Origin of the sequence: Enterococcus sp. DIV0802b (genome assembly GCF_050543535.1) — a bacterium.
GTDB classification, from domain to species: Bacteria; Bacillota; Bacilli; order Lactobacillales; family Enterococcaceae; genus Enterococcus_D; species Enterococcus_D entomosocium.
Map to the genome: position 1 here is coordinate 977854 of NZ_CP172941.1, position 22829 is coordinate 1000682.

Annotated in this window: 28 protein-coding genes; 22 read left to right on the plus strand and 6 right to left on the minus strand. The window is 40.8% G+C overall.

All coding sequences use genetic code 11. From position 1 onward, the window contains the following. Window positions 1-79: 79 nt before the first annotated feature. Window positions 80-2317: a GH25 family lysozyme gene (locus IGJ12_RS04420; protein ID WP_430619395.1), complete on the plus strand. Its 2238-nt coding sequence runs from the start codon at window positions 80-82 to the stop codon at window positions 2315-2317. A gap of 71 nt (window positions 2318-2388) precedes the next feature. Here the strand turns inward: IGJ12_RS04420 and pnpS are convergent, their stop codons facing one another. Together pnpS and IGJ12_RS04430 are read right to left on the minus strand one after the other, a co-directional pair. Next, entirely contained in the window at window positions 2389-4110 is a 1722-nt protein-coding gene (pnpS, locus tag IGJ12_RS04425; protein ID WP_086299210.1) for a two-component system histidine kinase PnpS, read from the minus strand. Further along, window positions 4110-4814 carry a response regulator transcription factor gene (locus IGJ12_RS04430; protein ID WP_005237242.1) on the minus strand — a complete coding sequence of 235 codons (705 nt, stop codon included), beginning with the start codon at window positions 4812-4814 and terminating at the stop codon, window positions 4110-4112. Before IGJ12_RS04430 ends, pnpS begins: the two co-directional genes overlap by 1 nt. Window positions 4815-4964: 150 nt before the next feature. Here IGJ12_RS04430 and IGJ12_RS04435 point away from each other — a divergent pair, with 150 nt between their 5' ends. The 4 genes from IGJ12_RS04435 (at window position 4965) to IGJ12_RS04450 (ending at window position 7798) form a co-directional block, all read left to right on the plus strand. Continuing rightward, complete coding sequence (locus IGJ12_RS04435) at window positions 4965-5438, plus strand: DUF523 domain-containing protein (RefSeq protein WP_016613840.1); 474 nt, start codon at window positions 4965-4967, stop codon at window positions 5436-5438. Further along, window positions 5428-5766, plus strand: coding sequence for a putative DNA-binding protein (locus tag IGJ12_RS04440; RefSeq protein ID WP_005228897.1), 339 nt, complete (start codon window positions 5428-5430; stop codon window positions 5764-5766). The genes IGJ12_RS04435 and IGJ12_RS04440 overlap by 11 nt, the downstream gene beginning before the upstream one ends. 14 nt (window positions 5767-5780) lie before the next feature. Beyond that, window positions 5781-7199, plus strand: coding sequence for a signal recognition particle protein (gene ffh / locus IGJ12_RS04445; RefSeq protein WP_005228902.1), 1419 nt, complete (start codon window positions 5781-5783; stop codon window positions 7197-7199). A gap of 398 nt (window positions 7200-7597) precedes the next feature. Then, on the plus strand, window positions 7598-7798 hold the full coding sequence (locus tag IGJ12_RS04450) for a CsbD family protein (RefSeq protein WP_008377398.1): 201 nt from the start codon (window positions 7598-7600) through the stop codon (window positions 7796-7798). 46 nt (window positions 7799-7844) lie between these two features. Here the strand turns inward: IGJ12_RS04450 and IGJ12_RS04455 are convergent, their stop codons facing one another. The 3 genes from IGJ12_RS04455 to IGJ12_RS04465 are packed head-to-tail and all read right to left on the minus strand — an operon-like array spanning window position 7845 to window position 10282. Next, complete coding sequence (locus IGJ12_RS04455) at window positions 7845-9005, minus strand: ABC transporter permease (protein ID WP_005237239.1); 1161 nt, start codon at window positions 9003-9005, stop codon at window positions 7845-7847. A 12-nt stretch (window positions 9006-9017) separates the two neighbouring features. Beyond that, window positions 9018-9899, minus strand: coding sequence for an ABC transporter ATP-binding protein (locus IGJ12_RS04460; protein ID WP_005237238.1), 882 nt, complete (start codon window positions 9897-9899; stop codon window positions 9018-9020). After that, window positions 9896-10282 carry a GntR family transcriptional regulator gene (locus IGJ12_RS04465; protein ID WP_034872477.1) on the minus strand — a complete coding sequence of 129 codons (387 nt, stop codon included), beginning with the start codon at window positions 10280-10282 and terminating at the stop codon, window positions 9896-9898. The genes IGJ12_RS04460 and IGJ12_RS04465 overlap by 4 nt, the downstream gene beginning before the upstream one ends. Window positions 10283-10382: 100 nt before the next feature. Between IGJ12_RS04465 and IGJ12_RS04470 the strand changes: the two genes are divergently transcribed. Further along, window positions 10383-10961, plus strand: a complete 579-nt coding sequence (locus IGJ12_RS04470) for a DNA-3-methyladenine glycosylase I (RefSeq protein WP_016619836.1) — start codon at window positions 10383-10385, stop codon at window positions 10959-10961. Window positions 10962-10967: 6 nt separating this feature from the next. Further along, the gene (locus tag IGJ12_RS04475; protein WP_034872479.1) at window positions 10968-11501 is read left to right on the plus strand and encodes a dihydrofolate reductase family protein; all 534 of its coding nucleotides are present in this window, start codon (window positions 10968-10970) and stop codon (window positions 11499-11501) included. Window positions 11502-11584: 83 nt separating this feature from the next. On the opposite strand, the gene IGJ12_RS04480 is transcribed toward IGJ12_RS04475, so the two are convergent. Beyond that, on the minus strand, window positions 11585-12136 hold the full coding sequence (locus IGJ12_RS04480) for an NADPH-dependent FMN reductase (protein WP_016613846.1): 552 nt from the start codon (window positions 12134-12136) through the stop codon (window positions 11585-11587). A 254-nt stretch (window positions 12137-12390) separates the two neighbouring features. Between IGJ12_RS04480 and rpsP the strand changes: the two genes are divergently transcribed. The 15 genes from rpsP to IGJ12_RS04555 all read left to right on the plus strand — a co-directional run bounded on the left by rpsP (window position 12391) and on the right by IGJ12_RS04555 (window position 22797). Continuing rightward, complete coding sequence (gene rpsP, locus IGJ12_RS04485) at window positions 12391-12666, plus strand: 30S ribosomal protein S16 (RefSeq protein WP_005228917.1); 276 nt, start codon at window positions 12391-12393, stop codon at window positions 12664-12666. 11 nt (window positions 12667-12677) lie between these two features. Continuing rightward, a complete protein-coding gene (locus tag IGJ12_RS04490) occupies window positions 12678-12923 on the plus strand; it encodes a KH domain-containing protein (RefSeq protein ID WP_005228918.1) in 246 nt (81 codons plus the stop codon). Window positions 12924-13035: 112 nt separating this feature from the next. Then, entirely contained in the window at window positions 13036-13293 is a 258-nt protein-coding gene (locus IGJ12_RS04495; RefSeq protein WP_005228919.1) for a hypothetical protein, read from the plus strand. An 86-nt stretch (window positions 13294-13379) separates the two neighbouring features. Beyond that, a complete protein-coding gene (locus tag IGJ12_RS04500; protein ID WP_430619396.1) occupies window positions 13380-14204 on the plus strand; it encodes a hypothetical protein in 825 nt (274 codons plus the stop codon). A gap of 155 nt (window positions 14205-14359) precedes the next feature. Beyond that, window positions 14360-14884, plus strand: a complete 525-nt coding sequence (gene rimM, locus IGJ12_RS04505; protein WP_087664384.1) for a ribosome maturation factor RimM — start codon at window positions 14360-14362, stop codon at window positions 14882-14884. Then, window positions 14874-15620: a tRNA (guanosine(37)-N1)-methyltransferase TrmD gene (trmD, locus tag IGJ12_RS04510; RefSeq protein ID WP_087664383.1), complete on the plus strand. Its 747-nt coding sequence runs from the start codon at window positions 14874-14876 to the stop codon at window positions 15618-15620. Before rimM ends, trmD begins: the two co-directional genes overlap by 11 nt. A 166-nt stretch (window positions 15621-15786) precedes the next feature. Next, the gene (gene rplS / locus IGJ12_RS04515; RefSeq protein ID WP_002357176.1) at window positions 15787-16134 is read left to right on the plus strand and encodes a 50S ribosomal protein L19; all 348 of its coding nucleotides are present in this window, start codon (window positions 15787-15789) and stop codon (window positions 16132-16134) included. Window positions 16135-16905: 771 nt separating this feature from the next. Continuing rightward, window positions 16906-17919 carry an alcohol dehydrogenase AdhP gene (gene adhP, locus IGJ12_RS04520; RefSeq protein ID WP_086299213.1) on the plus strand — a complete coding sequence of 338 codons (1014 nt, stop codon included), beginning with the start codon at window positions 16906-16908 and terminating at the stop codon, window positions 17917-17919. Between the two features lie 101 nt (window positions 17920-18020). After that, window positions 18021-18740, plus strand: coding sequence for an AraC family transcriptional regulator (locus tag IGJ12_RS04525; RefSeq protein WP_176285408.1), 720 nt, complete (start codon window positions 18021-18023; stop codon window positions 18738-18740). 268 nt (window positions 18741-19008) lie between these two features. Next, the gene (locus tag IGJ12_RS04530; RefSeq protein ID WP_005237221.1) at window positions 19009-19413 is read left to right on the plus strand and encodes a VOC family protein; all 405 of its coding nucleotides are present in this window, start codon (window positions 19009-19011) and stop codon (window positions 19411-19413) included. Window positions 19414-19605: 192 nt separating this feature from the next. Next, window positions 19606-20031, plus strand: coding sequence for an Rrf2 family transcriptional regulator (locus IGJ12_RS04535; RefSeq protein ID WP_034878711.1), 426 nt, complete (start codon window positions 19606-19608; stop codon window positions 20029-20031). A gap of 135 nt (window positions 20032-20166) precedes the next feature. Beyond that, entirely contained in the window at window positions 20167-20817 is a 651-nt protein-coding gene (locus IGJ12_RS04540; RefSeq protein WP_082741566.1) for an NAD(P)H-binding protein, read from the plus strand. A gap of 167 nt (window positions 20818-20984) precedes the next feature. After that, window positions 20985-21446, plus strand: coding sequence for a GAF domain-containing protein (locus IGJ12_RS04545; protein ID WP_008377623.1), 462 nt, complete (start codon window positions 20985-20987; stop codon window positions 21444-21446). A 181-nt stretch (window positions 21447-21627) separates the two neighbouring features. Beyond that, on the plus strand, window positions 21628-21855 hold the full coding sequence (locus tag IGJ12_RS04550; RefSeq protein ID WP_005237217.1) for a hypothetical protein: 228 nt from the start codon (window positions 21628-21630) through the stop codon (window positions 21853-21855). Between the two features lie 168 nt (window positions 21856-22023). After that, window positions 22024-22797, plus strand: coding sequence for a hypothetical protein (locus tag IGJ12_RS04555; protein ID WP_061053882.1), 774 nt, complete (start codon window positions 22024-22026; stop codon window positions 22795-22797). The last annotated feature ends 32 nt before the right edge of the window (window positions 22798-22829 follow it).

Sequence of the window (22829 nt, forward strand, 5' to 3'; positions counted from 1 at the left end):
CTTTTTTTGTACCTTTTTTTTATTTTTTATGTAAAATAGATAGTGAATATAGATGAATATTCAGTGAAAGGGGAAAAAAATGAAAAGATTTCCAAAAAAAATGTTAATAGCAGCATTGTATGCGGGAACGGCCTTTGTCATTTTTGGCATGCGTGTTGGTTTTGCAGACACGGAATCAACAAGTGAGTCAAAAGAGGCTGCTATTGTTTACTCTGAGACGAATGATGTGACAAGCAGTGACAGCCAAACAATTCGCTCGAATACAGGTGAAACCAGCGAAGACTCAATTGATTCAACGAGTGAGACAACATCATCAAGTAACCGCAGTGAAACGGGCAGTACGACTGTTGATAGCAGTACAGCCGAAAGTGAAGAAAAAAGCCCAGACAATGCTTCGGATTCTGTCTATGATATCAGCTCAGGATTAGACCCAACGTATCGAAGCCGTTCAGATTTGAAAGTCAGCTTAAGCCGTTCGGCACGGTCTGTTTCTAGTGTTCCTTATATTTCAGCAGGAGATCCCTCAACCCCAAAGCAAGACTTTATTGATATTTCCTCCCACAACGGAGAGATCACTGTGGAGCAGTTCAAGTTGATTAAAAGTTATGGCGTTTCTGCAGTGGTGGTGAAATTGACAGAGGCAACTTCTTATCGAAACCCACTAGCTGCAAGTCAAATTGCAAATGCTAAAGCCGCTGGGCTGATTGTACATGCTTATCACTACAGTTGGTTCACCACTGAGGCACAGGCAAAAGCTGAAGCAGATTATTTTGTAAGCTATGCGAGACAATTAAATTTACCGACTTCTGCTCTAATGGTCAATGACATTGAAGAGCCAAATATTAAGAAAAAAGCAGATCATACACAATTGTCAAAAGTTTTTGAAAATAGATTAAAAGAACTGGGGTATACGAATACGCATCATTATATAGGTGTGTCGTGGGTCACGGATAACGCGATCGACCCTGTTGCTTTAGGAAAAAACAAAGTTTGGATCGCACAATATCCATACGAACCGCAAAATCAGAAGTATACGGATTATAGTGCATGGCAGTGGACATATAACGTTACATTCCCAGGGATCAATGGCACCTTTGATATGAATTCAGATTATAACAAGTATTTTATCAGTCAAGGACAAGGCGGTGCGATCAATGATGGCCGTTATGCCACCGTTGTAAAAGACAATTATACGATTTGGCAAAATTTCTCTTGGACCAAAAAAGCAGACTCTAAAGCTTATCTGGGTCAGACCCTGCAAATAAAAGTGCGTTATGAGCATATTAACGGTAGCACCTATTATTCATTATACGACAACCAAGGGAATTGGGTTGGGTACATTAACTCTGGTGGCGTCAAAGTTGCTGATGGTCCTCAAGGGAATTGGCAATCAAAGCAAACCTATGTCAAATTCAAAGAGCCAGGAACGATATATCGAGATTTTACATTTACTAAGACTGCACCGGTAACTTCAGATATGGTGAAAAATACCTATAAAGTAACCGGTACTTACCATCACTTTGATGGCACGTATTATGATTCAGTTTATGATTTTTCTGGAAAATGGATTGGGTACATCGCTTCAACGAAATTAGCAGTTCAAACGAATCAAGGCCCCGCATTGGCCGATGGACGCTATGTAACGATCACCAGTGGAAATTACTCGATATGGCAAAATTTTTCATGGAAAGTAAAGGCATCCAGCAAGGATTACTTGAATAAAACAGTTTTAGCGAAATATCGCTATGAACACTTAAATGGCAGTATTTATTATTCACTATATGATCAATCTGGTACATGGTTAGGCTATATGAACGCTAATGGTACCAAAACAGCGAATAATGCAGGTGGAACAGCTATTTCAAGTGGTAAATATGTCACTGTTACAAGTAAAAATTATTCGATGTGGCAAAACTTTTCTTGGAAAGAAAAAAATAAAAGCAGTAATTTTTATGGTCAAACACTTCAAGTAAAAGTTTACTACAACCATTTCAATGGTAGCACCTATTCGTCACTATATGATAATAAAGGAACTTGGCTTGGCTATATCAATGCCAATGGAACAAAGGAAGCAAGTAATGCTGCCGGAATAAACCAAAGTTACCATAAAAAAATAACGTTTACTCAGAATTTCCCACTATGGCAAAATTTCTCTTGGAAACAAAAAAGTACTGTGACTAACGCCATGAAAGGACAGACGTTCGAAGCGCGTTACGTGTATCGCCACTTTAATGGAAGTAATTACCTGTCAATTTATGATAATAAAGGAACTTGGCTAGGTTACGTCAATGAATCAGCAACAAAAGTTGTTAAGTAAGTATGGTTCCAAAAAACTAGCCGAGAAAATGCCATTAGACGTTTTCTCGGCTAGTTTTCTTTCTAATGTTCTCAATGAAGCGGCAAAGTCACCGTAAAGGTAGAACCAATTTTAGGGAAACTGTCAACCTTGATGCTGCCGCCTAATAATTTGGTATAGTCTTTGACGATAGCCAGCCCAAGTCCAGTGCCGCCAGAATTGCGAGCGCGGGCTTTGTCCACCCGATAAAACCGCTCAAAAATCCGTTCTTGATCTTCTTCATCGATGCCGATGCCTTGATCCTGCACTTGAAAAAGCAGCTGGTCATCTTGCTCGGAATAGGATAATGTGATGACACCACCAGGTTTTGAATAGGTGACCGCATTTTCAACTAGATTTTTTACGATGGGCTGCAGCAGCTCTTTTTTGGTAGATAAAATGAATTGTTCGGGTCCTTCAAATTGAAAGGTCAATTGCTTCTTAACAGCTGCGGGACCATAGGTTTGAACGACTTGTTGCAGCAGCTCAGAAAAGTTGATCGGTTGGTCGACATACTGGAAAGAATCACTGTCTTGAGACAATTGGATGATATCTTGTATTAGATTTTTCAAGCGATAAGCATCTTTTTGAATGATCTCTAAGAAGGTCTGCAACGTTTCAGGGTCTTCTTTGGCGCCATCCAGCAGTGTTTCAGTAAACCCAATCAAGGAAGTTACCGGCGTTTTTAATTCATGGGAAACATTGCCGACAAAATCTTTTTGCATCTTTTCTAATTGTCGGATGCGTGTCAAGTCATAAGAAATACCAATCAACTGGTTTTCTTGGAAGCTTCGCAAGGTAACATCTAAGACTTTTGAACGTTCCCCGCTAAGGGTGGTTTCCGCATGGAAAATAGGGGTCTCGTCATTAAATTGATAGATCAACTGGATCAATTGTGTGTCATGGATCACTTCAGTAAAAGGTTGCGGTAAGATCGGTGCGGTTTCCATCCCTAGCTGTTCTTGCATCGTCGGATTCAACAGCAGCAGTTGATTTTCTTCATTGATGATAAAGACACCGATCATCAGTTCACTGAGCAAGCCGTACAGTTGCTGTTCAGAAGCCGCATAGGCACGATAGGTCTGGCTCATTTGCTCGCTCAGCTGATTGATCAGTTGATACAACTCATCATGTTCAGGGGTTTCTTGCATAATGATTGCTTGTTGATCGGGCGAGGTGATCATTTTTTTTACGACGGGCAGAATCGTTTGGATCGGCCGATTTCGCTGGCGCAAGGTATGGAAAATCAATAGGCTGATCAAAAAGCAAAAAACAAGATAGACAATCAATATCGACTGCTTGATTCCTTCATTTTTTGCAAAAAAAGCCGCGGTCGGTTCGGCGATTCGCAAGATTTGAGTCAAGTTTCCATCCTCTTTGACAGGAATCGCCACGTAAAGCAATTCTTCATGCAAGGTGTCGCTTTCCCGCAGCGATTGACCGACGGAGCTTCCGCGCAAAACGGCTTGGACTTCTGGACGATTGGAGCGGTTTTCATGCAGTGTATGATCATAGGTATCGAAAATGATCTGACCTTGGTCATCTAACAAAGTGATGCGACTATTGCTATCTTCAACATAGGTATCCGCAAACTGTTCTAAGGCCGCGGTTTGATTATCTGATAGATTCAAAAATACGGTGGCTTTCTCTTGGAGAAAAGCCACTTGCTGGGCAATGACTTGCTGACGGTAAAAACTGCTTAGAACTTGCCAGCACAGGAAAAAAATCAGCAATAGACCGATCGACCATAAACCATAGCCATAGCGTTTTTTCATTAGACTGGCTCCTGAAATTTATACCCGAATCCCCGAACCGTTACTAAGTATTCCGGCCGTTTTGGATCAGCTTCCAATTTTTCTCTTAAATGACTGATGTGAACATCCACGATGCGACTTTGTCCATCAAAGTCGAAGTTCCAAATGCGATTGAGCAAGGTATCGCGATCGATTACGCGGCCTTTTCGTTTCATAAAGTAAACTAGCAGCTCGAATTCTTTTGGCGTTAGGAAGATTTTCTCACCATCCACACTGACTTGGAAATTCGTCAGGTCTGCTTGGATCCCACCGACTTGCAGAATCTCTGCAGGTTGATCTTCTTCTCGTGTTTGTTGACGGGGTTCTAAACGACGGAAGATGGCTTTCATTCTAGCTAATACCTCTCTAGGACTGAAAGGCTTCGTCAAATAGTCATCGGCGCCGATCTCTAAGCCTAAGATCCGATCGATTGGATCATCTTTTGCGGTCAAGACGAGGATCGGGGTCTCGATTTTTTCTTGACGCAATTTCTTCGTGATCTCGATGCCGTCCATATTCGGCAGCATGACATCTAAGATGATAAAGTCAAAAGGCTTAGACAAGGCTAATTCGTAGGCTTTTTGACCATCTGAGGCGGAAACGACTTGATAGCCCTCTTTTTCTAGATTAAAGGTTAAAAGTGTGACGATGGAAGGTTCATCATCGACAACGAGTATTTTTTTCATGGCAAACTCCTTTAGCTTCTTTTTTTCAAGAAACGATTAAATTTCAACGAACAAGTCCTATTTTAGCATGAATAGACAATTGGTACTATTGCAACCACTAAATAAATGCTATAATAAAGGACGATTTCATAGGAAAGCTGAGGGTGCTATATGATCGGAATCAGTGCGTGTCTAGGCGGTGTACTTTGCCGTTATGATGGAAAACACCAAGCAGTGCCACCATTGATCGAACTGGTAAGAGCAGGTCAAGCAATGATGGTTTGTCCAGAAGTTCTTGGCGGCTTGCCGATCCCACGGGAACCGGCCGAAATCGTTGGTGGCGATGGGGTGGACGTTTGGGCGCAACGAGCGAAGGTCGTCACCATCTCAGGGGAAGACGTGACCGAACAGTTTACTACCGGCGCGAAAATTGCTTATCAAAAATTACAAGAGCAAGGCATCACTCAACTGATCCTAAAAGAGAAAAGTCCCTCTTGTGGCAGTCAGATGATTTATGATGGCAATTTTACTGGAATCAAAAGAACAGGGATCGGTGTCGCTTGTGCGTATTTTCGGCAACAAGGCATGACTGTTTTGTCCGATGTCGAATGGCTTGCAAAACAGGAGGAAGCAAATGGAAATTGAAAAGACCAATCGCATGAATGCGTTGTTTGAGTTTTATTCCACGTTATTGACAGAAAAACAGATGAATTACATGGAATTGTATTACGCAGATGATTTTTCTCTAGGAGAAATCGCTGAAGAGTATCAAGTAAGCCGTCAAGCAGTCTATGACAACATCAAACGCACCGAACGTATTTTAGAAGACTATGAAAAAAAACTACATATGTTTTCGGACTATATCATGCGGGAAGACTTGCTGGATCAGCTAAGCGAGTATACGAAAACTCACTATCCAAAAGACGAAACCTTACAGGGGTTTATTCAACAGCTCCAAGAAATTGAAGAATAAAGGAATGAAAAAAAATGGCATTTGAAAGTTTAACTGAACGCCTCCAGCAGGCAATGAGCAAACTGCGCAGAAAAGGAAAAGTATCTGAAGCAGATGTAAAAGAAATGATGCGTGAGATTCGTCTAGCTTTATTAGAAGCCGACGTCAATCTGCAAGTTGTGAAAGAGTTTACCAAAAATGTCCGTGAACGGGCAGTTGGGGTAGAAGTATTAGAAAGCTTATCTCCAGCGCAACAGATCGTTAAAATCGTTGACGAAGAATTAACCAAAACGTTAGGATCAGAAACAGTTGGGATTGAAAAATCACCAAAGATCCCAACGATTATCATGATGGCTGGTCTGCAAGGGGCAGGGAAAACCACCTTTGCTGGGAAATTAGCCAATCACTTGATCAAAACCGAAAACGCACGTCCATTAATGATTGCCGGTGACGTGTACCGTCCAGCCGCGATCGACCAATTGAAAGTATTAGGTCAGCAATTGGATGTACCTGTTTTCGATATGGGAACTGATGTCAGTCCAGTTGAAATCGTACGCCAAGGATTGGCTTTGGCTCGGGAAAAGAAAAATGACTATGTCTTGATCGATACAGCAGGTCGTTTGCATATCGATGAAAACTTGATGGAAGAGCTAAAACAAATCAAGGACTTGGCACAGCCAAATGAAATTTTACTGGTAGTGGATGCGATGACAGGACAAGATGCTGTCAACGTGGCGGAAAGCTTCAATCAACAATTGGGGATCACAGGGGTAGTCATCACCAAACTAGATGGCGATACACGTGGCGGTGCGGCATTGTCAATTCGTCAAGTTACAGGCGCTCCAATCAAGTTCACTGGTACCGGTGAAAAATTGACCGACCTTGAAGTATTCCATCCAGATCGGATGTCTAGTCGGATTCTCGGTATGGGTGATATGCTGACTTTGATCGAAAAAGCACAGCAAGATTACGACGAGAAAAAAGCAGAAGAACTTGCTCAAAAAATGAAGGAAAACTCCTTCGACTTCAATGACTTTGTTGAACAGATCGATCAAGTCATGGGCATGGGCCCAATTGAAGATCTTTTGAAAATGATTCCGGGAATGAGCCAAATGCCTGGCATCGAGAACGTCAAAGTTGATCCAAAACAAATTGCCCGTCAAAAAGCCATGGTTTATTCCATGACACCAGCAGAACGTGAAAATCCTGATTTGTTAAATCCAAGCCGTCGTCGCCGGATTGCCGCCGGTTCTGGCAACAGTGTCGTCGAAGTCAACCGCATGATCAAACAATTTAAAGAATCCCGCAAAATGATGCAGCAAATGAGCAAAGGGAATATGAACATTCCTGGCATGGATCAAATGTTTGGCGGCGGTGTCAAAGGGAAACTTGGAAAAATGGCCATGAATCGTATGGTCAAAAAACAAAAGAAGAAAAAGAAAAAACGCAAATAATCGTTTAACGCTGATAGGAACTAAGAACCGAACCTTCTCTTAGGGTACAATTAAAAAAAACATGACCTGAAAAGACACCAAATCGAGAAGCTGTACCTCCTGATTCTAGCAGCTGCAGCTCCTCAGATTGCCTTCTTTCAGGTCATGGTTTTTTTATGTTCACAGTGTCCTCTTTAAATGAACTCCTTCAAAGTACATCAAATAGAACATCTAAAGAACATCCCTTTTTATAGAGAAAGCCAGCTTTCTACTGAATATCCTAAATCGTCCAAGAGTCAAAAATAGCGAAGAACTATCGTTGCGGACAACTCAAAGGATAAGATAGAAGCAGAACATTCGTGCTTTCTGGCAAATGATGCTACTATTAATTTATAGCAAGTATGAAAGGAGTTTTTACGATGACAAACAAGGATCGCATTGAAGGAAAAGTAACCGAAACAAAAGGGAAACTTACAGGAGATGACTCCGAGGAGTTAAAAGGGAAAACCCAAAATAAATATGGGAAAGCCAAAGATAAGGTTGAAGATTTTGCGGATGATGTTTCTCGCAAAGTAAATGACTTCTTTGACAAAAAAGACGACGACAAACCTAAACATTAAACATAAAAGCGTCCCAGCAACAATTTCTTGTTGTAGGGACGCTTTTTTAAATATTGCTGACCTGTTTGTTTTTTCGTTTGTACCACCAATTCATCAGTGCTTTAGGATAGACAAGCAATAAACTGATGAATAAGCAAGCAACCAGCAACAAGCCAAGCCGAAGGATGATGTTCCAAAGACTGACATCATACCCCTCATAGAGATCACGGTAAAAAATTTCTAGCGGGTAATAAGAAATCATGGATAGATAGAACCAGGTTCCTAAAGAAAGCAGCCAATAAACCGGGGCGCGCAATTTAGGGATCGTTAAATAATCACCGTCATTTTCTAAAGAAATTTTCGAGAACACTTTTTCGGCAGCAAGAATTAGCAAGCCGCTCAAACCGAGGTAAAGGAGCAGTAGCCACCAAGGATAGACATATCCTTGCGGCCAATCGATCCACGTTTGAAAAGGAAGCAGAAAATCCCCATGACCAAGAAATACAAAACTAAAAAACTCGCGGGTACATTGGAAAAAGCTATACCCCATTGTTCCTAGAGAAAGAGTGAAGAACACCGACAGCACGCCAGTAAACAGATTCCCCAGTAAAACGCCCAACAAGATGCCGACAGCAAATACGAGTAGATTCGTTGCCAAAGTACTAAGGGCGGAAAGCAGCACGTCTTGAAGCGGCACAGCGAGATAGCGAGCCGGGATCATTGTGTATTCGATCAGGATATGACCTAACAGGCCCAACACTAAACAAGCGGTCAAGGGTAAGCCGATAAAAAGCAGTTTCTTTCGAAAGACGTGCTTTCTGCTAAAGGGTAAAGCAAATAAAAAGCGATTGAAATTGGTGCGGCCATCGACAAAAAAGGACAAAAAGCCCCAAATAAACAGGAAGACAATCACAAATTGATTCATGGTGGTCATATACGGGCGATTGTAATAAAAATCATCTGAGTACTCTTTGTTGATTGTCAATACCGCATCGCGGTACTCTGCTGCCGAATCAAAGTAAACCGGGGTTTCACCGTTGTAGCTTTTGACATAGTATTCTCGATTTTCGTTAAAATCTTTGATAAATTCCTCAGATGCCAAATAACGTTCTTGCTGGTGCCAAGAATTTTGTGATTGCCAGCCAGCACTAAGATACATGAAGAGCACGACAAAACAAAAACCGATCAACAGCTTACCGTAGCGTTCTTTAAATATATTGCTTAACATCGTTTTCCACCTCTATCCTTCCACCAATGCTTCTTGTCGTAAATTTGCTTCAAACAGATCTTCCAAAGTCAAAGGTAATTCTTCGAAAACCAAAGGATCAAGTTGCTGGATCTCAGCCGCCAGCTCCTCTGTGTAATTGTCAAACAAAGCAGTCAAGACTCGACCTTGTTTTTGAATCAGCTTGGAGTGCTGCTTGATAAGGGGAGGAATCTGTTTGCTGCGAAAGACGAGTTGGAGTTTGCGAGATTGTTCGCGAATCGTTTCCAAACGGTAGTCTCCTTCAATCGTTTTCCCTTTGATCAACAAGGCACGATCAATAATATGTTCTAATTCATTTAGATTATGAGAAGCGATTAAGGCGGTACGATTCGACTCGCTGAGGCTTTCCAGCAATAATCCAATCACTTTTTTACGGACGATCACATCAAGCCCATCAAAAGGTTCGTCTAACAGTAAGAACGTCGCATTTGAGGCGATCGCAAGAATCATTTTATAAAGACCTTGCATACCTTTTGACATCCGTCGGTAGGAAAGCGTCAGAGGAAGACCGTGACTTTGCATCAATTCTAAGTAAAGATTCTGATCGAAATTTGGATAAGCAAGCCGATAAAATTGATTGAGCTTTTTCAAAGAGTAGGCCGAAAGAAAGTTTTCTTTTTCATCAATATAAAAAAGTTGTTCTTTTAATTGCGGATGCTGATCCAGGCGTTGGTTATCGATGGAAATCTCCCCATCATCTAGTAAATAATGCCCAGCAATCGTCCGAAACAACGTGGTTTTCCCAGAACCATTGCGGCCGATTAATCCTACGAGCTCTCCTTTTTCCAAAGAGAAGTTCACGTTTTCTAAGACAATTGTTTGTTCCATTTTCTTGGTCACATGCTCGATCTTCACTGTGGATCGCCTCCTAACTCTTGTTCAAAGCCATTCATCCAATCGCTCAGCTCACGCATGCTGATCTGTAAATGGCGTGCTTCGATCACCAATTCTTTCAAACGTTCTTTCACTTGTAAGATCCGAATCTCATCGCGTGGCAGATCCTCAGTAACTTTCACAAAGGTGCCTTTTCCTTTGATGGTGACAAGTACTTGCTCATTTTCCAATACTTTGTAGGCTTTGCTGACGGTATTTGGATTCATCAACAGGCGCTTGGCCATTTCACGAACCGAAGGTACTTGGTCTCCGGCGATTAGAACACCGTTCAGAATATCTTCTTTGATACTTAAAACCAATTGCTCATAGTAAGGTTTGCTGCTGGCTTTGTTAATGCGAACCACAAAATCAGCTCCTTTCATTTATGTGTACTAGTATACGTAGTACACTGGTGGAAGTAAAGTCATTTATGATAAAATAAACAAAAAGGAGCTGATGAGGACAATGGAGCGATGTGAATGGGCCAACAGTACACCAGCAATGCAGGAGTATCATGATACGGTATGGGGAAAACCTGAGTATGAGGATCAGCAGTTGTTTCGAAAACTGGTGTTAGATATGAATCAAGCAGGATTGAGCTGGCAAACGATTTTAAACAAGATGGCGAATTTCGATGCAGCATACGATCAGTTTAATATCATAAAAGTAGCGAACTATACGGAAGAAAAAGTGGAAGAACTGATGATGAATCCAGGAATCATTCGCAATCGACGAAAGATTGAAGCAGCGATCATCAATGCCCAAGAAGTTTTAAAAATCCAGCAAGAATACGGCAGTTTCTCCGCATTCTTGTGGCGATATGTCAATCATGAGCCAGTCATCAATGAATTTCAGCAGCAATCCGATGTACCGACCCATTCGGAAATCTCCGATCAGCTAGCAAAAGACTTGAAAAAGCGAGGCTTTAAATTTGTCGGAACGACAACTATTTACGCGTTTATGGAAGCGGTCGGCATGGTTAATGATCACTTAGTCACTTGTGTTTGTCGAAGGTCAGAAGCAATCGTAAAAATAAAGGAGTGAGCCTAATTGGGAAAAGTGGTATTTTATGGTGCAATCAGCCTCGATGGCTATTTAGCAGGTATGGAGGATCAACTGGACTGGCTGTTTCAAACTGATACCGGTGTTGCAACGACCTATGAAGCATTTTTTTCAACCATCGACGCGACCGTGATGGGAAGAAAGACCTATCAAGAAGCAAAAAAACTGATGGATGATGGACTGCTATATCCTGAAAAGACCAACTATGTTTTTTCTCGTACCCGAAAAGAGCCGCTGCCGGATGCAACCCTAGTGTCAACGGATCCAGTTGCATTTGTTTCAGCATTAAAACAAGAGGAAAACGTATGGGTAGTAGGTGGAGGTTCCTTATTAAAACCATTGCTGGAAGCTGATTTGATCGATGAATGGTTTATTCAAATCGCGCCGGTGTTTTTAGGAGAGGGCAAGCGACTGTTTGAACCGGGGGATTATGCGAGACGCTTGACGTTTGTTGAAACAAAACAGATGGGGGAACTGACAGAACTTCATTTTGTCCGAAAGTCTGTGTCAGGCAGCGAGTAAAAAGCGCAAACGATTATTCTTCACAGTAAAAAGACCAAGAAACTCAGTGCCGAGTTTCTTGGTCTTTTTGTTTGGATTCTTAATTAGTTGAATCGTTGAAAGAGTTCAATATATTTTGCAATGATCGTTTCAAAGAAGCTTACTGTATCTGGGTTGATTTCGTTGTTTTCATCAATCAAGTTGGTGATTCCACCGATATAGGCTTCTGGTTGTTGTAGAGTAGGCATATCCAAAAAGACTAATGATTGACGTAGGTGATGGTTTGCACCAAACCCAGCGATCGCTCCTGGAGAAACGCTGACAACCAAAGCTGGTTTGCCACCCCAACTGCTAGCACCGTAAGGACGAGAACCAACATCTAATGCATTTTTCAATGCTGCAGGAACAGAACGATTGTATTCTGGTGTAAAGAAGAAGACCCCGTCAACGGCGCTTAATGCTTCCCGAAATGCTGTCCATTCAGCAGGAACTTTTCCTTCAACTTCCAAATCTTCATTGTAAAAAGGCAAGTTGCCGATTTCGATGAAAGATGCTTCAAAACCTTCTGGTAATAATGATGCGAATTTTTTCGCTACGAGTTTATTAAATGATCCTTCCCGTAAACTGCCGACGATAAAACCAATTTTTTTTGTCATGTAAATTTCCTCCTTGTTGTTTTCTACTCATTAAGCTTACCAAAAGTAAGTGGATGGTGCAAATAAAACGATTTGACTTTAAAAAGTTTCTCTATTACTAATGATACGCGTCCTGATTCATTCTGGCAAAAGATAACCATGCTTAGAAAATAAGAAAGAAGAAACTTTTTTTAGCTGTAAAGAAAAAACTCTTTACACCATCGAAAAAACCTGTTAAACTAGCTCTTGTGATTAAATCAATGGAGGTGTAAATAATGGCAGTAAAAATTCGTTTAAAACGCATGGGTTCTAAAAAGAAACCTTTTTACCGTATCGTCGTAGCAGATTCACGTTCTCCTCGTGACGGACGTTTCATCGAAACAGTTGGTACTTACAATCCTTTACTAGACCCAGCTGAAGTGACAATCAAAGAAGATTTAGTTCTTGATTGGTTATCTAAAGGTGCGCAACCTTCAGATACAGTTCGTAACATCCTTTCTAAAGAAGGCGTTATGAAAAAACACCACGAAGCAAAATTCACTAAGAAATAAGGTGACTTTGGATGAAAGATTTGCAAGAATTAGTCTTAACGATCGTTTCACCACTTGTTACCAAACCTGAGGATATCAAGCTTGAGCTGGTAGAGTCAGATGATTTCTTGGAATATAATCTTACTGTGGCACCAGAGGATATTGGTCGTATCATCGGTAAACAAGGTCGGGTTGCCAAAGCAATTCGAACAATCGTTTACAGTGTACGGACAAATGGACCAAAAAAAGTTCGTTTGAATATCATTGATGGTAAATAAGCAAGAATGAAAAGCATTTCTCTTTGAGGAATGCTTTTTTTGTAAAATTCATGCTTAAGATGGAGGACAAAAAAAGGTGGTTTTGAGATAATCAAAAGGAGGAGGTGCTTGTATGTCTCAACTAATCGCATGGATCGTCGTTCTTTTGATCCTCGTCTTTATTTATAAAATTGGTTCTTTTCTTTGGCGAACGCTAGGGATCTTGTTGTTGCTCTTTTTAATTTGGGTCTATCGTGAGGAGATCATGACGCAATTGAACCAATGGACACAAAACTTTCGTTGGGGCGACCTATCGACGATCGCCAATCAAGTTTGGCAATGGATCAAGGATGGCTTTCAATCACTGCAAAATTGGGTGACAAATCTTTAAAAAATCAACAAAAAAATGACAGACAATCTGACTTGTTTGTCATTTTTTTTATTGAGGGGTATTCTTTGTATAAGGAGGGGAACATCATGAAAAAAGAACTAGGATTATTCGTTACGCTGCTGACGATGGGCGCCTTAGCTGGCTGCAATAATCAACAGGAACCAGAAACCAGTCAAGCCAGTAGTGCCGAAACAACAGCGACGAGTATGGTGGAAAGTACCCAAACGCAAGCAAGTAGTCAATCAGAAACCAGTCAATCAAGTACGTCTTCTAGTCAGGCGGCTTCTAGGGATTCTTCAAACACGAATAGTACTGCAGATATCTACGCTCAAATACAAGCGGCATTCCCTGATCTTGTCTTGCCCAAGGACATTCCACTTGCTACAGGTAAAGTGTTGAATGCGGCCACAGCTGGCAGTCAGTCCGATGCTTCGATTCTTTATTATGGACTTGATAAGCAGCTGCCTCTCAATGACAAGGCTTTGAACGAGGAAACACCGATTGCTGCTTTTCAATCAAAAGACTATCAATCAGCGGATGAAGCTGCTGCAGCGGTCAATGTAACAGCTGATGATGGCGGACAAGCCGTTGATCTCGGATATGGCATTACTGGGCATATGCAAGGAGCTGCTGGCTCCAGTTATTTGAGCTGGCAAGAAGGAAATTGGTCATTGACTGTTCGAGCAGTCAATCAAGAGGAACAAGATCCAGTTCCGGTTGCCAAAGAAGTGGTAGCGTATCTGGAAGAAGCTATGCTCCCAGCGCCTGAGGTCGGTCAAATCACTATCGATATGGGAAAAAATGACCATACAGCAACTACAGTGGTTTGGCAACAAGAAAAGACCCTTCGAACGGTGCAACATCAAGATGCACGTTCAGCATTGAAAATGGCCGTTTCTATGAATCAATAAGGTTCATATTAGGACAATGCCCCTTTGATCAAGCGTCGAAGGGGCATTTTTCGCGCGATGATTTTGAGGAAAACATGGGGCGCTAGGAAACGGCTAGAATTCGCTACTTTGCTATGCTAAAATAGAACAGAAGTTAGAAGAAATGGGGAACGAACGTGACAGAATATTTAAACGTAGGAAAAATCGTCAATACACATGGAATCCGTGGAGAAGTACGTGTGATATCACAAACGGATTTTCCAGAAGAACGCTACCGTAAAGGGGCCGAATTGACACTTTTTCGTGAAAATAAAGAGCCAATAACATTGATTGTTTCAGGTCATCGCAAACACAAAAACTTTGATTTAGTGACGTTTGAGGGTTATCCCAATATTAACGATGTTGAACCGTTTCGTAACGGCATTTTAAAAGTTACCAAGGATGATTTGGTGAATTTAGCAGAAAATGAGTTTTACTACCATGAAATTATTGGTCTGGAAGTCGTCGAAGAAGATGGCACAATCATTGGTAAAGTCAAAGAGATCCTTTCACCAGGTGCCAATGACGTTTGGGTCGTTCAACGAAAAGGGAAGAAGGATGCCTTGATTCCTTATATCGAGTCGGTTGTCCACACGATCGATCTTGAAAATGGTCAGGTCACTGTGGAAATCCCAGAGGGGTTGTTAGACGATGAGAATTGATGTATTGACACTATTTCCGCGAATGTTCGAAGGTCCTCTAGGAGAATCGATCATTGGCAAAGCACGGGAAAAGGGACTGTTAGAAATCAACGTCTCAAATTTCCGTGACTATTCCGACAACAAACATCAAACAGTGGATGACTATCCTTATGGTGGCGGAGCAGGAATGTTATTAAAAGTCCAACCTGTCTATGACAATATCAAAGCGATCGAAGAAGCAGCACCAGAAACGAAGAAACGCGTGATCCTTTTAGACCCAGCGGGGAAACCTTTTGATCAAAAGATGGCAGAAGAATTTTCTACCGAAGAGCACCTCGTCTTCATTTGTGGTCATTATGAAGGATACGATGAACGAATCCGTTCATTGGTCACTGATGAAGTGTCACTGGGAGATTACGTCTTGACTGGCGGCGAATTGGGTGCAATGGTCATGATCGATGCGACGGTCAGACTATTACCAGAAGTTTTAGGCAATCAAACCTCCGCACAAACCGATTCTCATTCCACTGGTTTATTAGAACATCCGCAATATACACGCCCAGCAGAGTTTAAAGGCATGAAAGTACCAGAAGTTTTGATGAATGGCAATCATAAATTGATCGAGCAGTGGCAATTAAAAGAATCATTGCGACGCACCTTTCAGCGCCGACCTGATATGCTAGAAAATTATCCGTTGACGGAAGAAATGCAGAAGCTTTTAAAAGAAATTGAAGAAGAAGCGAAAACTGGCAACTAAAATAGTGCCAGTTTTTTTGATATTCTGCGCGATGACAAGAAAATTCTCTTTACAGCCTGTGGTCGACTGTGGTAAGATGTTTCAGTGAGTGTAAACTCAACTATTACGATGTTCCGCTGGAGCTTTCATGCTTTAAGAATGTTTGGGAATAAGGAGAATGATAAACATGAATCCATTGATTCAAGAACTAACTCAAGAACAATTACGTACTGACATCCCAGCTTTCCGTCCTGGGGACACTGTTCGCGTTCACGCGAAAGTTGTCGAAGGAACTCGCGAACGTATCCAGTTATTTGAAGGTGTTGTCATCAAACGCCGCGGTGCTGGTATCAGCGAAACTTATACAGTTCGTAAAGTATCAAACGGTGTAGGTGTTGAACGTACCTTCCCATTGCACACACCACGTGTTGCACAAATCGAAGTTGTTCGTTACGGTAAAGTACGTCGTGCAAAATTGTACTACTTACGTGCATTACACGGAAAAGCAGCTCGTATCAAAGAAATTCGTCGTTAATCATTTATTATCAGATGAAGCAAAAGCCCTTGATTTCAAGGGCTTTTTTCTTTTGTCTGAGGTGAAAAAAACTTTCTATTCGTTGTGATAAAATCATGAAACGACTATAAGAACAGGAGGGGATCATTGCTGCATACCGCTGGGTACCCTTGTATTTTGATGGGAACAGTCGTCTGAGTGAAACACAATGCCATCGACTGAAACTTTTTGTGGACATTTATCGGCTATCCGATAGTGACAGATTGCAGGTTGTCGATTGTTTGATCGATCACCTTTCAGCATTATTTGCTTTTATGTGTAGAGAAGGAAAAAAGGGAGTGAAAATTGTTAGAAAAACACTGATGAGGGACATCACGTTAAATACCAATATGACATTCAGCGCTGAAAGAAAATAAATCGTAAATCACCGAATTGATAAAAAAGGATTAGAGAATAATTGGGAAGACCAAGATTACATGTTTATGTAATTTCCTCTTGATAGGTTTTATTAAAATTTTTGTTATTTATATGATGGTTTTTTTCGCTTTTTTAGTCCTTGTAGTTTATTGAATTTGAAATATAAGAAAAAAACTTGAATTATTTCATTATTTTTTTCTCATAAATGATTACAGAAAAAAAGCAATATATTCCCCTTTTTTTGATGGTTTCTATGGTAACCTTCTCGATAGGGAACTTTCTTTTATCTAGCTATTGCTGACCTCTTCGTGTTAGTTAATTACTTCACAAATAAAAGGAAGTTCTTTATTTAAATGAATTGAAAGAGGTGTCTTTATGAAAGCAGCTGTAGTATCAAACGATAAGGTTGTAAAAATTGAGGAAAAAGAATTGAGAGCGCTTCGTCCGAATGAAGCATTATTGAAAATGGAGTGTTGTGGTGTCTGCCATACGGACTTGCATGTAAAAGATGGTGACTTCGGAGATGCATCTGGAATCGTACTCGGTCACGAGGGAATCGGTAAAGTGGTCGCGATCGGTGATGATGTTACTTCTCTAGCAATCGGTGACCGTGCAAGTGTCGCTTGGTTATATGAAAGCTGTGGATCATGCGAATACTGTGTGAACGGGAATGAATCATTATGCCGTTCCGTTAGAAACGCCGGATATTCTGTAGATGGCGGTATGGCTGAAGAGTGTATCGTTGTAGCTGACTATGCAGTGAAGGTACCAGAGGGCTTAGGTTCTGCTGAAGCCAGCAGCATTACTTGTGCAGGTGTAACCACATATAAAGCGGTAAAAGTTTCTGACATTAAACCAGGTCAATGGATCGCGATCTATGGTTTAGGAGGATTAGGAAACCTAGCCTTGCAATATGCAAAAAATGTCTTTAATGCAAAAGTGATTGGGATTGATATCAACGAGAAACAATTGGACTTTGCAAAAGATCATGGCGCTGACCTTGTGATCAATCCTGCGAAAGAAGATGCGGCAAAAATCATTCAAGAAGCAACCGGCGGCGCACATGCAGCTGTAGTAACAGCTGTTTCAAAAGCAGCCTTCAATTCTGCTGTCGATGCCGTTCGTGCGGGCGGTACGATTGTAGCGGTTGGTCTTCCACCAGAAAGCATGGACTTGAACATTCCTCGACTTGTATTGGACGGTATTAAAATCGTCGGTTCCCTTGTTGGAACACGGACTGATTTAGCAGAAGCTTTCCAATTCGCAGCTGAAGGAAAAGTCGTTCCTAAAGTTGTCATGCGTCAGTTAGAAGAGATCAATGATATTTTTGATGAAATGCTTTCAGGAAAAATCAAAGGGCGAATGGTCATTGATTTTCAAGAGAAATAAATAGAAATAGAAAAACCAACGGGTGAATTTTAAACGAAGGAGAAGATTTCGTGTGTAACTTATTGATCATTGATAGCAAAGAGCATGGAGCAGTTAACGATATGATTCGTTTGATCGATCGTCATTTTCCGAATGTCATCTTGCTTCCGACGGTTTGTTCAAAAAAAGCGCTTCAGCGTACCTGTCTTGAGCAGCCAGTTGAAATTGCAGTGATTAATGCGGATGGCGAAGAGGACTCTTTTGAATTATATAAAGTATTGCTTTCATTTTGCCCTAATGCAAAAGCAATTTTGTATTCTGCTGTAGAAAGTTTTGCTACCGCTCAAAAAGCGTTGCGTTACGGCTTGATTGATTACTTGGTCGAACCGATCACAAATGATTTTGTTTATGCATTGGATCGGGGAATTCAATCCATCAATCAGATTTCCTTGCTACACATCGAGAAAAATAATGAGGCTTCTCCTTCGCTTTCTTTAAGACATAAGATATTGCGCTATATTCATGAAAATTATAGAGAACATATTACGTTAGATACTTTAGCAGATCACCTGCATTTAAGCCGGTATCACACCAGTCGTTTGATCAAGAATACATTAGGAATGACCTTTTCATTGTACTTGATGATTTATCGTATTGAAGTTGCCAAAAAAGAACTATCAACAAGTGATCGATCAATCAGTGAAATCTCTGTCAGAGCAGGATTCAATGATCCAAATTATTTTAGTAAGAAATTTAAAAAAGCAACTACTTATACGCCAAAAGAGTATCGAAAAATTTATCGTGGGAAAGCTACCGTGATCGATTCAAGACTTGAGCTTTAAGTATTGAAAAAAACAGATCAGCTTGCAGTTGAATTGATTAGCGAAAAAATGGCTTCTATGCGATGCGTATCTGGTTACTTTTCCATAGATGATAAAAGCAAAAGGCCTTTCATGCAAAGGTTTTTTTTGCTTGGAAAAACGAGTTTTGAATGAGCTGATAGAAACCAACGGCGTAGGATAAGGTCTGATGTTTTTGTGAATCCAACGATAGATGCTATAATGAGAGCGGATTCATCAATACAACTTATCAAAGAAAAGAGGCAAGAAAATGGCGAATAAAATGGTGTTTATAAATTTGCCTGTCACTGATATCAAACGTGCAACCTCCTTTTATGAAGCGTTGGGATTTGTCAAAAATGAAGAGTTCTCAAACGAGACTAGCAGCGGAATGGTTTGGAGTGAATCGATTTGGATAATGTTGTTAGAACATGAGTTTTATCAACAGTTTCTGAATGGCAGACGTATTGGGGATACGAAGAACACGAGTAGTGCATTGATCGCGTTTAGCTTTGATACGCCAGAAGAAGCGAAGAATTTTGCAAAGATTGCAGAAGCAAATGGTGGCCAATCGTTCCAAGTTGATATGGGGATTCCAGAGGATATGATGGTCGGCTATGAAATCGTTGATCCCGACGGCAATCAGCTTGAATCAGCATGGATGAATGGCTATTAGCAAAGTGATTGTTTAAATAAAAAGTGAAAAAGTGGTTCAGGATGCAGTTCCCTCAAGAAGTTAGGCTTTTGTACTAACTTTTTGAGGGCTGCTTTTTCTTGACGGGATCCTCGAGTTTTGTAAGATTGGTCAGTCCCCTTTGTCTAAATGCTAAAAAAGAGGTATGATACAAGAAAAAGGAGTGGAGACGAAGTGAAATACTCAACCAAATACAGCGACGCCATTCACATCCTCGCTTATATCCACCTCTTTAAAGGAACTGATTTATCAAGTGATCGGATCGCCCAGAGTGTTGAAACGAATCCGGCTTATGTTCGTCGGATTATGAGTGATCTACGGGTTGCTGGGTTGATCGAAAGCCAAAGAGGAAAACCAAACCCTAAACTAACGAAGGAACCAAACGAGATTTCTTTGTTGGACATTTATGCGAGTGTTGAAAAAGACCACCATCTTTTACATGCAGACAAAAAAACCAACCCCAACTGCTTAATTGGGGGGAATATTCAAGGGGTATTAGAAGAAACCTATGATGTGCTGCAAAAGAAAATCGAGCAGGAGATGAGTGCCATCTCGTTGCAATCAATCATTGAAGGCATTCGAGGAGAAGCCAAACAGTAGATTGAACGGACACAACACAGTAAAAAGAACTTTCACCTGCTAAGCAATTTCTTGACAGGAAAGAAAGTTTCTTTTATACTCTAGTTGTAACTTGATTAGTAACAACTGTTTTAGTCAAACAAAAGATGAGGAAGGATGATTATCATGAAAATCGGTGTTATTGGCGCAACGGGAAATGCAGGTTCAGCTATTTATCAAGAAGCAGTACAGCGAGGACATGAGGTGACTGCTATCGTTAGAAATGAAGCTAAAGCCAAAGAACAATTTGGTGATACAGTCAAAACACTTACAAAAGATGCTTTTTCGTTAACAGAAGGAGACCTCGACGGGTTTGACGTATTGGTCGATGCGTTTGCGACAAGTCCTGACCAAGCGTACTTGCATGTGGATTTGGCAGCAAAATTAGTGCACCTGTTTCGAGAAAAGAACACACGCTTGTTCTTCATTTTAGGAGCTGGCAGCCTGTTCAACGAAGCGGGTGAACGCAATCTTACCGAATTGAAAAAAGCCCCAGGAAGTGAAAGCTGGATCGCGATCCCAGAAAATCAGTTAGATGAATATCTCTTTTTAGAAACCGTCAAAAATGTTCATTGGGTCGGGATTTCTCCAGGAAATCTATTTCAAGAGGGACCAGCTAAACCAGCGATTTTAGGCAAAGATCACTTGCTTTTCAACGACCAAAAGAAATCAGTAACTTCCAGCGGTACGTTAGCCAAAGCAATTCTTGATGAAATTGAAACAGTGCAACATGAAAATACTCGTTTTACTGTGATTGATGCAGAGTAGGTTCAACAAATGATTGACCCAATCGATCAGAATCGATAGCTGCATAGGTTGGCAAGTAGACTGTTTCAGGCAACTTCTTTTTTCACAATTTTTTGTTTCCAATACCCAATAATTTAGACAAGACAAATCCTCTGTCTTTGCTTATAATCAAGGACAGAGGTGATAAAATGAATAAAAAAATCGAAGCGTATGAATTGATGCTTCTGCAATTAAAAGGGTTGCTAGAAGCGGAGAGTAATTGGATCGCCAACCTGGCCAACTCTTCTGCTTTACTGAATGAAACATTGGAAGATACAGTGTTTGCCGGCTATTATTTGTTTGAAGAAGGCGAACTGATTTTAGGTCCATTCCAAGGAAGAGTCTCTTGCACCAGAATCACATTAGGCAAAGGGGTTTGTGGGGAATCAGCAGAGAAAAAAACCACATTGATCGTACCCAATGTCAAAGAACATGAAAATTATATTTCTTGTGACTCAGCAGCGATGTCTGAAATCGTAGTTCCCATGGTGGTTGATGATCAGTTGCTTGGAGTGCTGGATATCGATAGTGGAAAAACGAACAGCTATGATGCGATCGATCAGAAATATCTGGAAGAATTTGCTGCTTTATTGGTAGCAAGTCGTCAATAAAGTACTTGTTTTTTAATTTTAACTATAAAACAACATAATGTTTTTAAGTGGGGCGTTCATTGAATAATGAACGCTTTTTTTAGTTATTATTTAAAAATGTCGGGCATATTACTTTATTTAATTAAAATTAGATGATAATATGATAATACAATTAGAAAAATGAGTTTTTAAGGAGAGAATTATGGAAGCAGAAACAATTGTATTAGGTAAAGCATATGAATGTAAACCAGTCGGCTTACAAAGCCGCGTGATTGGTGAAGTGGTCAGAAAAATGGAACGATGTGTCGTATTAAATGTGATCCGCTACGATGGGATCGATCATGAAGACATCGAAGAACGTTGCGGACGAGTAGTTGCAAAATACAATGAGATCTATCAACCAGCGCTAGTTGAGTGCTTTTTTAGCTGATCCATTGGTAATCACCCAATCAAAATAAAATGAAACCATGCATGTAAACTAATTCCCTTAAAAAGAGACTGTTTCTCAGAAGCAGTCTCTTTTTTGATTCTTAAACTCAGGTATCTAGCAAAAGAAGTGCTATAATAGGCGAGAAAACAACAGAAAGCAGGGATTAGGATGGAACTAAAAAAGACGATCGTTGAGGAGCAGCAGTTGCTTTTTGAATGGCCGAATGAAGCAGGCCAACTGCAAATTGTTAAGGGAAGTCTAGCACAAGTCAAAGAAAATACTGTGCTATTTTTTATCAAAGACGGCCAAATTTTCTCAGTAGCAGACGATAAAGCCTTTGACGACAAGCTAGAATACGACCGCTTGATGATCCTCACACCATCTTGGGAGATCATGGCTCCTTATTTAGCAGCCTATTATCAAGAACAATATCAGTTAACTAGTGGGTCCAAAGCATCCATCGGCATCCCACAAGAGTTGCAGCAAACCATTGCTGCTAGCGCAAAACCATTTGATCGATTTATCGATTTTCTTGGCTATGGATCTATGAGCAAAAAGACGACAAAAGAGGCAAAAAAAGGGGGCAAACCAAGACACAAATGGTCAAAAGAATTACAAGATGAACCCTTCATGGTTGACTATCAAGGAAGTAAAGCAAGGGTCTATTGGCAAAAACGCAACGAGGTTCGAATTGAAAAAGGCGCAATTTTGAGTCAAGAGATTCCCTTGAATAAAGACGGATCGGTTGGTTTTTCTGCTCGTTTAGCGGAAAAAATTCGGCAAGAAAACCAAGCGGCGATCAAAGAGGGACACACGATTGAAGACGTTGTATTAAAAAGTGTCAACGAGGTAGGAATGTTTCTTTACTATGGGGGCACCAATGGTTGGCTACAATTAAAAGATCAGCAAGGAAGAACCTTGAACGAACGAACGGTGGAGTAGAAAAGAGAGGCACTGAACAAGAAAGCGATCCA

What these genes read in the sequence shown, in the direction of transcription:
- IGJ12_RS04420 (WP_430619395.1), top strand. Translation starts at nt 80, where the DNA reads ATGAAAAGATTTCCAAAAAAAATGTTAATAGCAGCATTGTATGCGGGA.
- pnpS (WP_086299210.1), bottom strand. Translation starts at nt 4,110, where the DNA reads ATGAAAAAACGCTATGGCTATGGTTTATGGTCGATCGGTCTATTGCTG.
- IGJ12_RS04430 (WP_005237242.1), bottom strand. Translation starts at nt 4,814, where the DNA reads ATGAAAAAAATACTCGTTGTCGATGATGAACCTTCCATCGTCACACTT.
- IGJ12_RS04435 (WP_016613840.1), top strand. Translation starts at nt 4,965, where the DNA reads ATGATCGGAATCAGTGCGTGTCTAGGCGGTGTACTTTGCCGTTATGAT.
- IGJ12_RS04440 (WP_005228897.1), top strand. Translation starts at nt 5,428, where the DNA reads ATGGAAATTGAAAAGACCAATCGCATGAATGCGTTGTTTGAGTTTTAT.
- ffh (WP_005228902.1), top strand. Translation starts at nt 5,781, where the DNA reads ATGGCATTTGAAAGTTTAACTGAACGCCTCCAGCAGGCAATGAGCAAA.
- IGJ12_RS04450 (WP_008377398.1), top strand. Translation starts at nt 7,598, where the DNA reads ATGACAAACAAGGATCGCATTGAAGGAAAAGTAACCGAAACAAAAGGG.
- IGJ12_RS04455 (WP_005237239.1), bottom strand. Translation starts at nt 9,005, where the DNA reads ATGTTAAGCAATATATTTAAAGAACGCTACGGTAAGCTGTTGATCGGT.
- IGJ12_RS04470 (WP_016619836.1), top strand. Translation starts at nt 10,383, where the DNA reads ATGGAGCGATGTGAATGGGCCAACAGTACACCAGCAATGCAGGAGTAT.
- IGJ12_RS04480 (WP_016613846.1), bottom strand. Translation starts at nt 12,136, where the DNA reads ATGACAAAAAAAATTGGTTTTATCGTCGGCAGTTTACGGGAAGGATCA.
- rpsP (WP_005228917.1), top strand. Translation starts at nt 12,391, where the DNA reads ATGGCAGTAAAAATTCGTTTAAAACGCATGGGTTCTAAAAAGAAACCT.
- IGJ12_RS04490 (WP_005228918.1), top strand. Translation starts at nt 12,678, where the DNA reads ATGAAAGATTTGCAAGAATTAGTCTTAACGATCGTTTCACCACTTGTT.
- IGJ12_RS04495 (WP_005228919.1), top strand. Translation starts at nt 13,036, where the DNA reads ATGTCTCAACTAATCGCATGGATCGTCGTTCTTTTGATCCTCGTCTTT.
- IGJ12_RS04500 (WP_430619396.1), top strand. Translation starts at nt 13,380, where the DNA reads ATGAAAAAAGAACTAGGATTATTCGTTACGCTGCTGACGATGGGCGCC.
- trmD (WP_087664383.1), top strand. Translation starts at nt 14,874, where the DNA reads ATGAGAATTGATGTATTGACACTATTTCCGCGAATGTTCGAAGGTCCT.
- rplS (WP_002357176.1), top strand. Translation starts at nt 15,787, where the DNA reads ATGAATCCATTGATTCAAGAACTAACTCAAGAACAATTACGTACTGAC.
- adhP (WP_086299213.1), top strand. Translation starts at nt 16,906, where the DNA reads ATGAAAGCAGCTGTAGTATCAAACGATAAGGTTGTAAAAATTGAGGAA.
- IGJ12_RS04525 (WP_176285408.1), top strand. Translation starts at nt 18,021, where the DNA reads ATGATTCGTTTGATCGATCGTCATTTTCCGAATGTCATCTTGCTTCCG.
- IGJ12_RS04530 (WP_005237221.1), top strand. Translation starts at nt 19,009, where the DNA reads ATGGCGAATAAAATGGTGTTTATAAATTTGCCTGTCACTGATATCAAA.
- IGJ12_RS04540 (WP_082741566.1), top strand. Translation starts at nt 20,167, where the DNA reads ATGATTATCATGAAAATCGGTGTTATTGGCGCAACGGGAAATGCAGGT.
- IGJ12_RS04545 (WP_008377623.1), top strand. Translation starts at nt 20,985, where the DNA reads ATGAATAAAAAAATCGAAGCGTATGAATTGATGCTTCTGCAATTAAAA.
- IGJ12_RS04550 (WP_005237217.1), top strand. Translation starts at nt 21,628, where the DNA reads ATGGAAGCAGAAACAATTGTATTAGGTAAAGCATATGAATGTAAACCA.
- IGJ12_RS04555 (WP_061053882.1), top strand. Translation starts at nt 22,024, where the DNA reads ATGGAACTAAAAAAGACGATCGTTGAGGAGCAGCAGTTGCTTTTTGAA.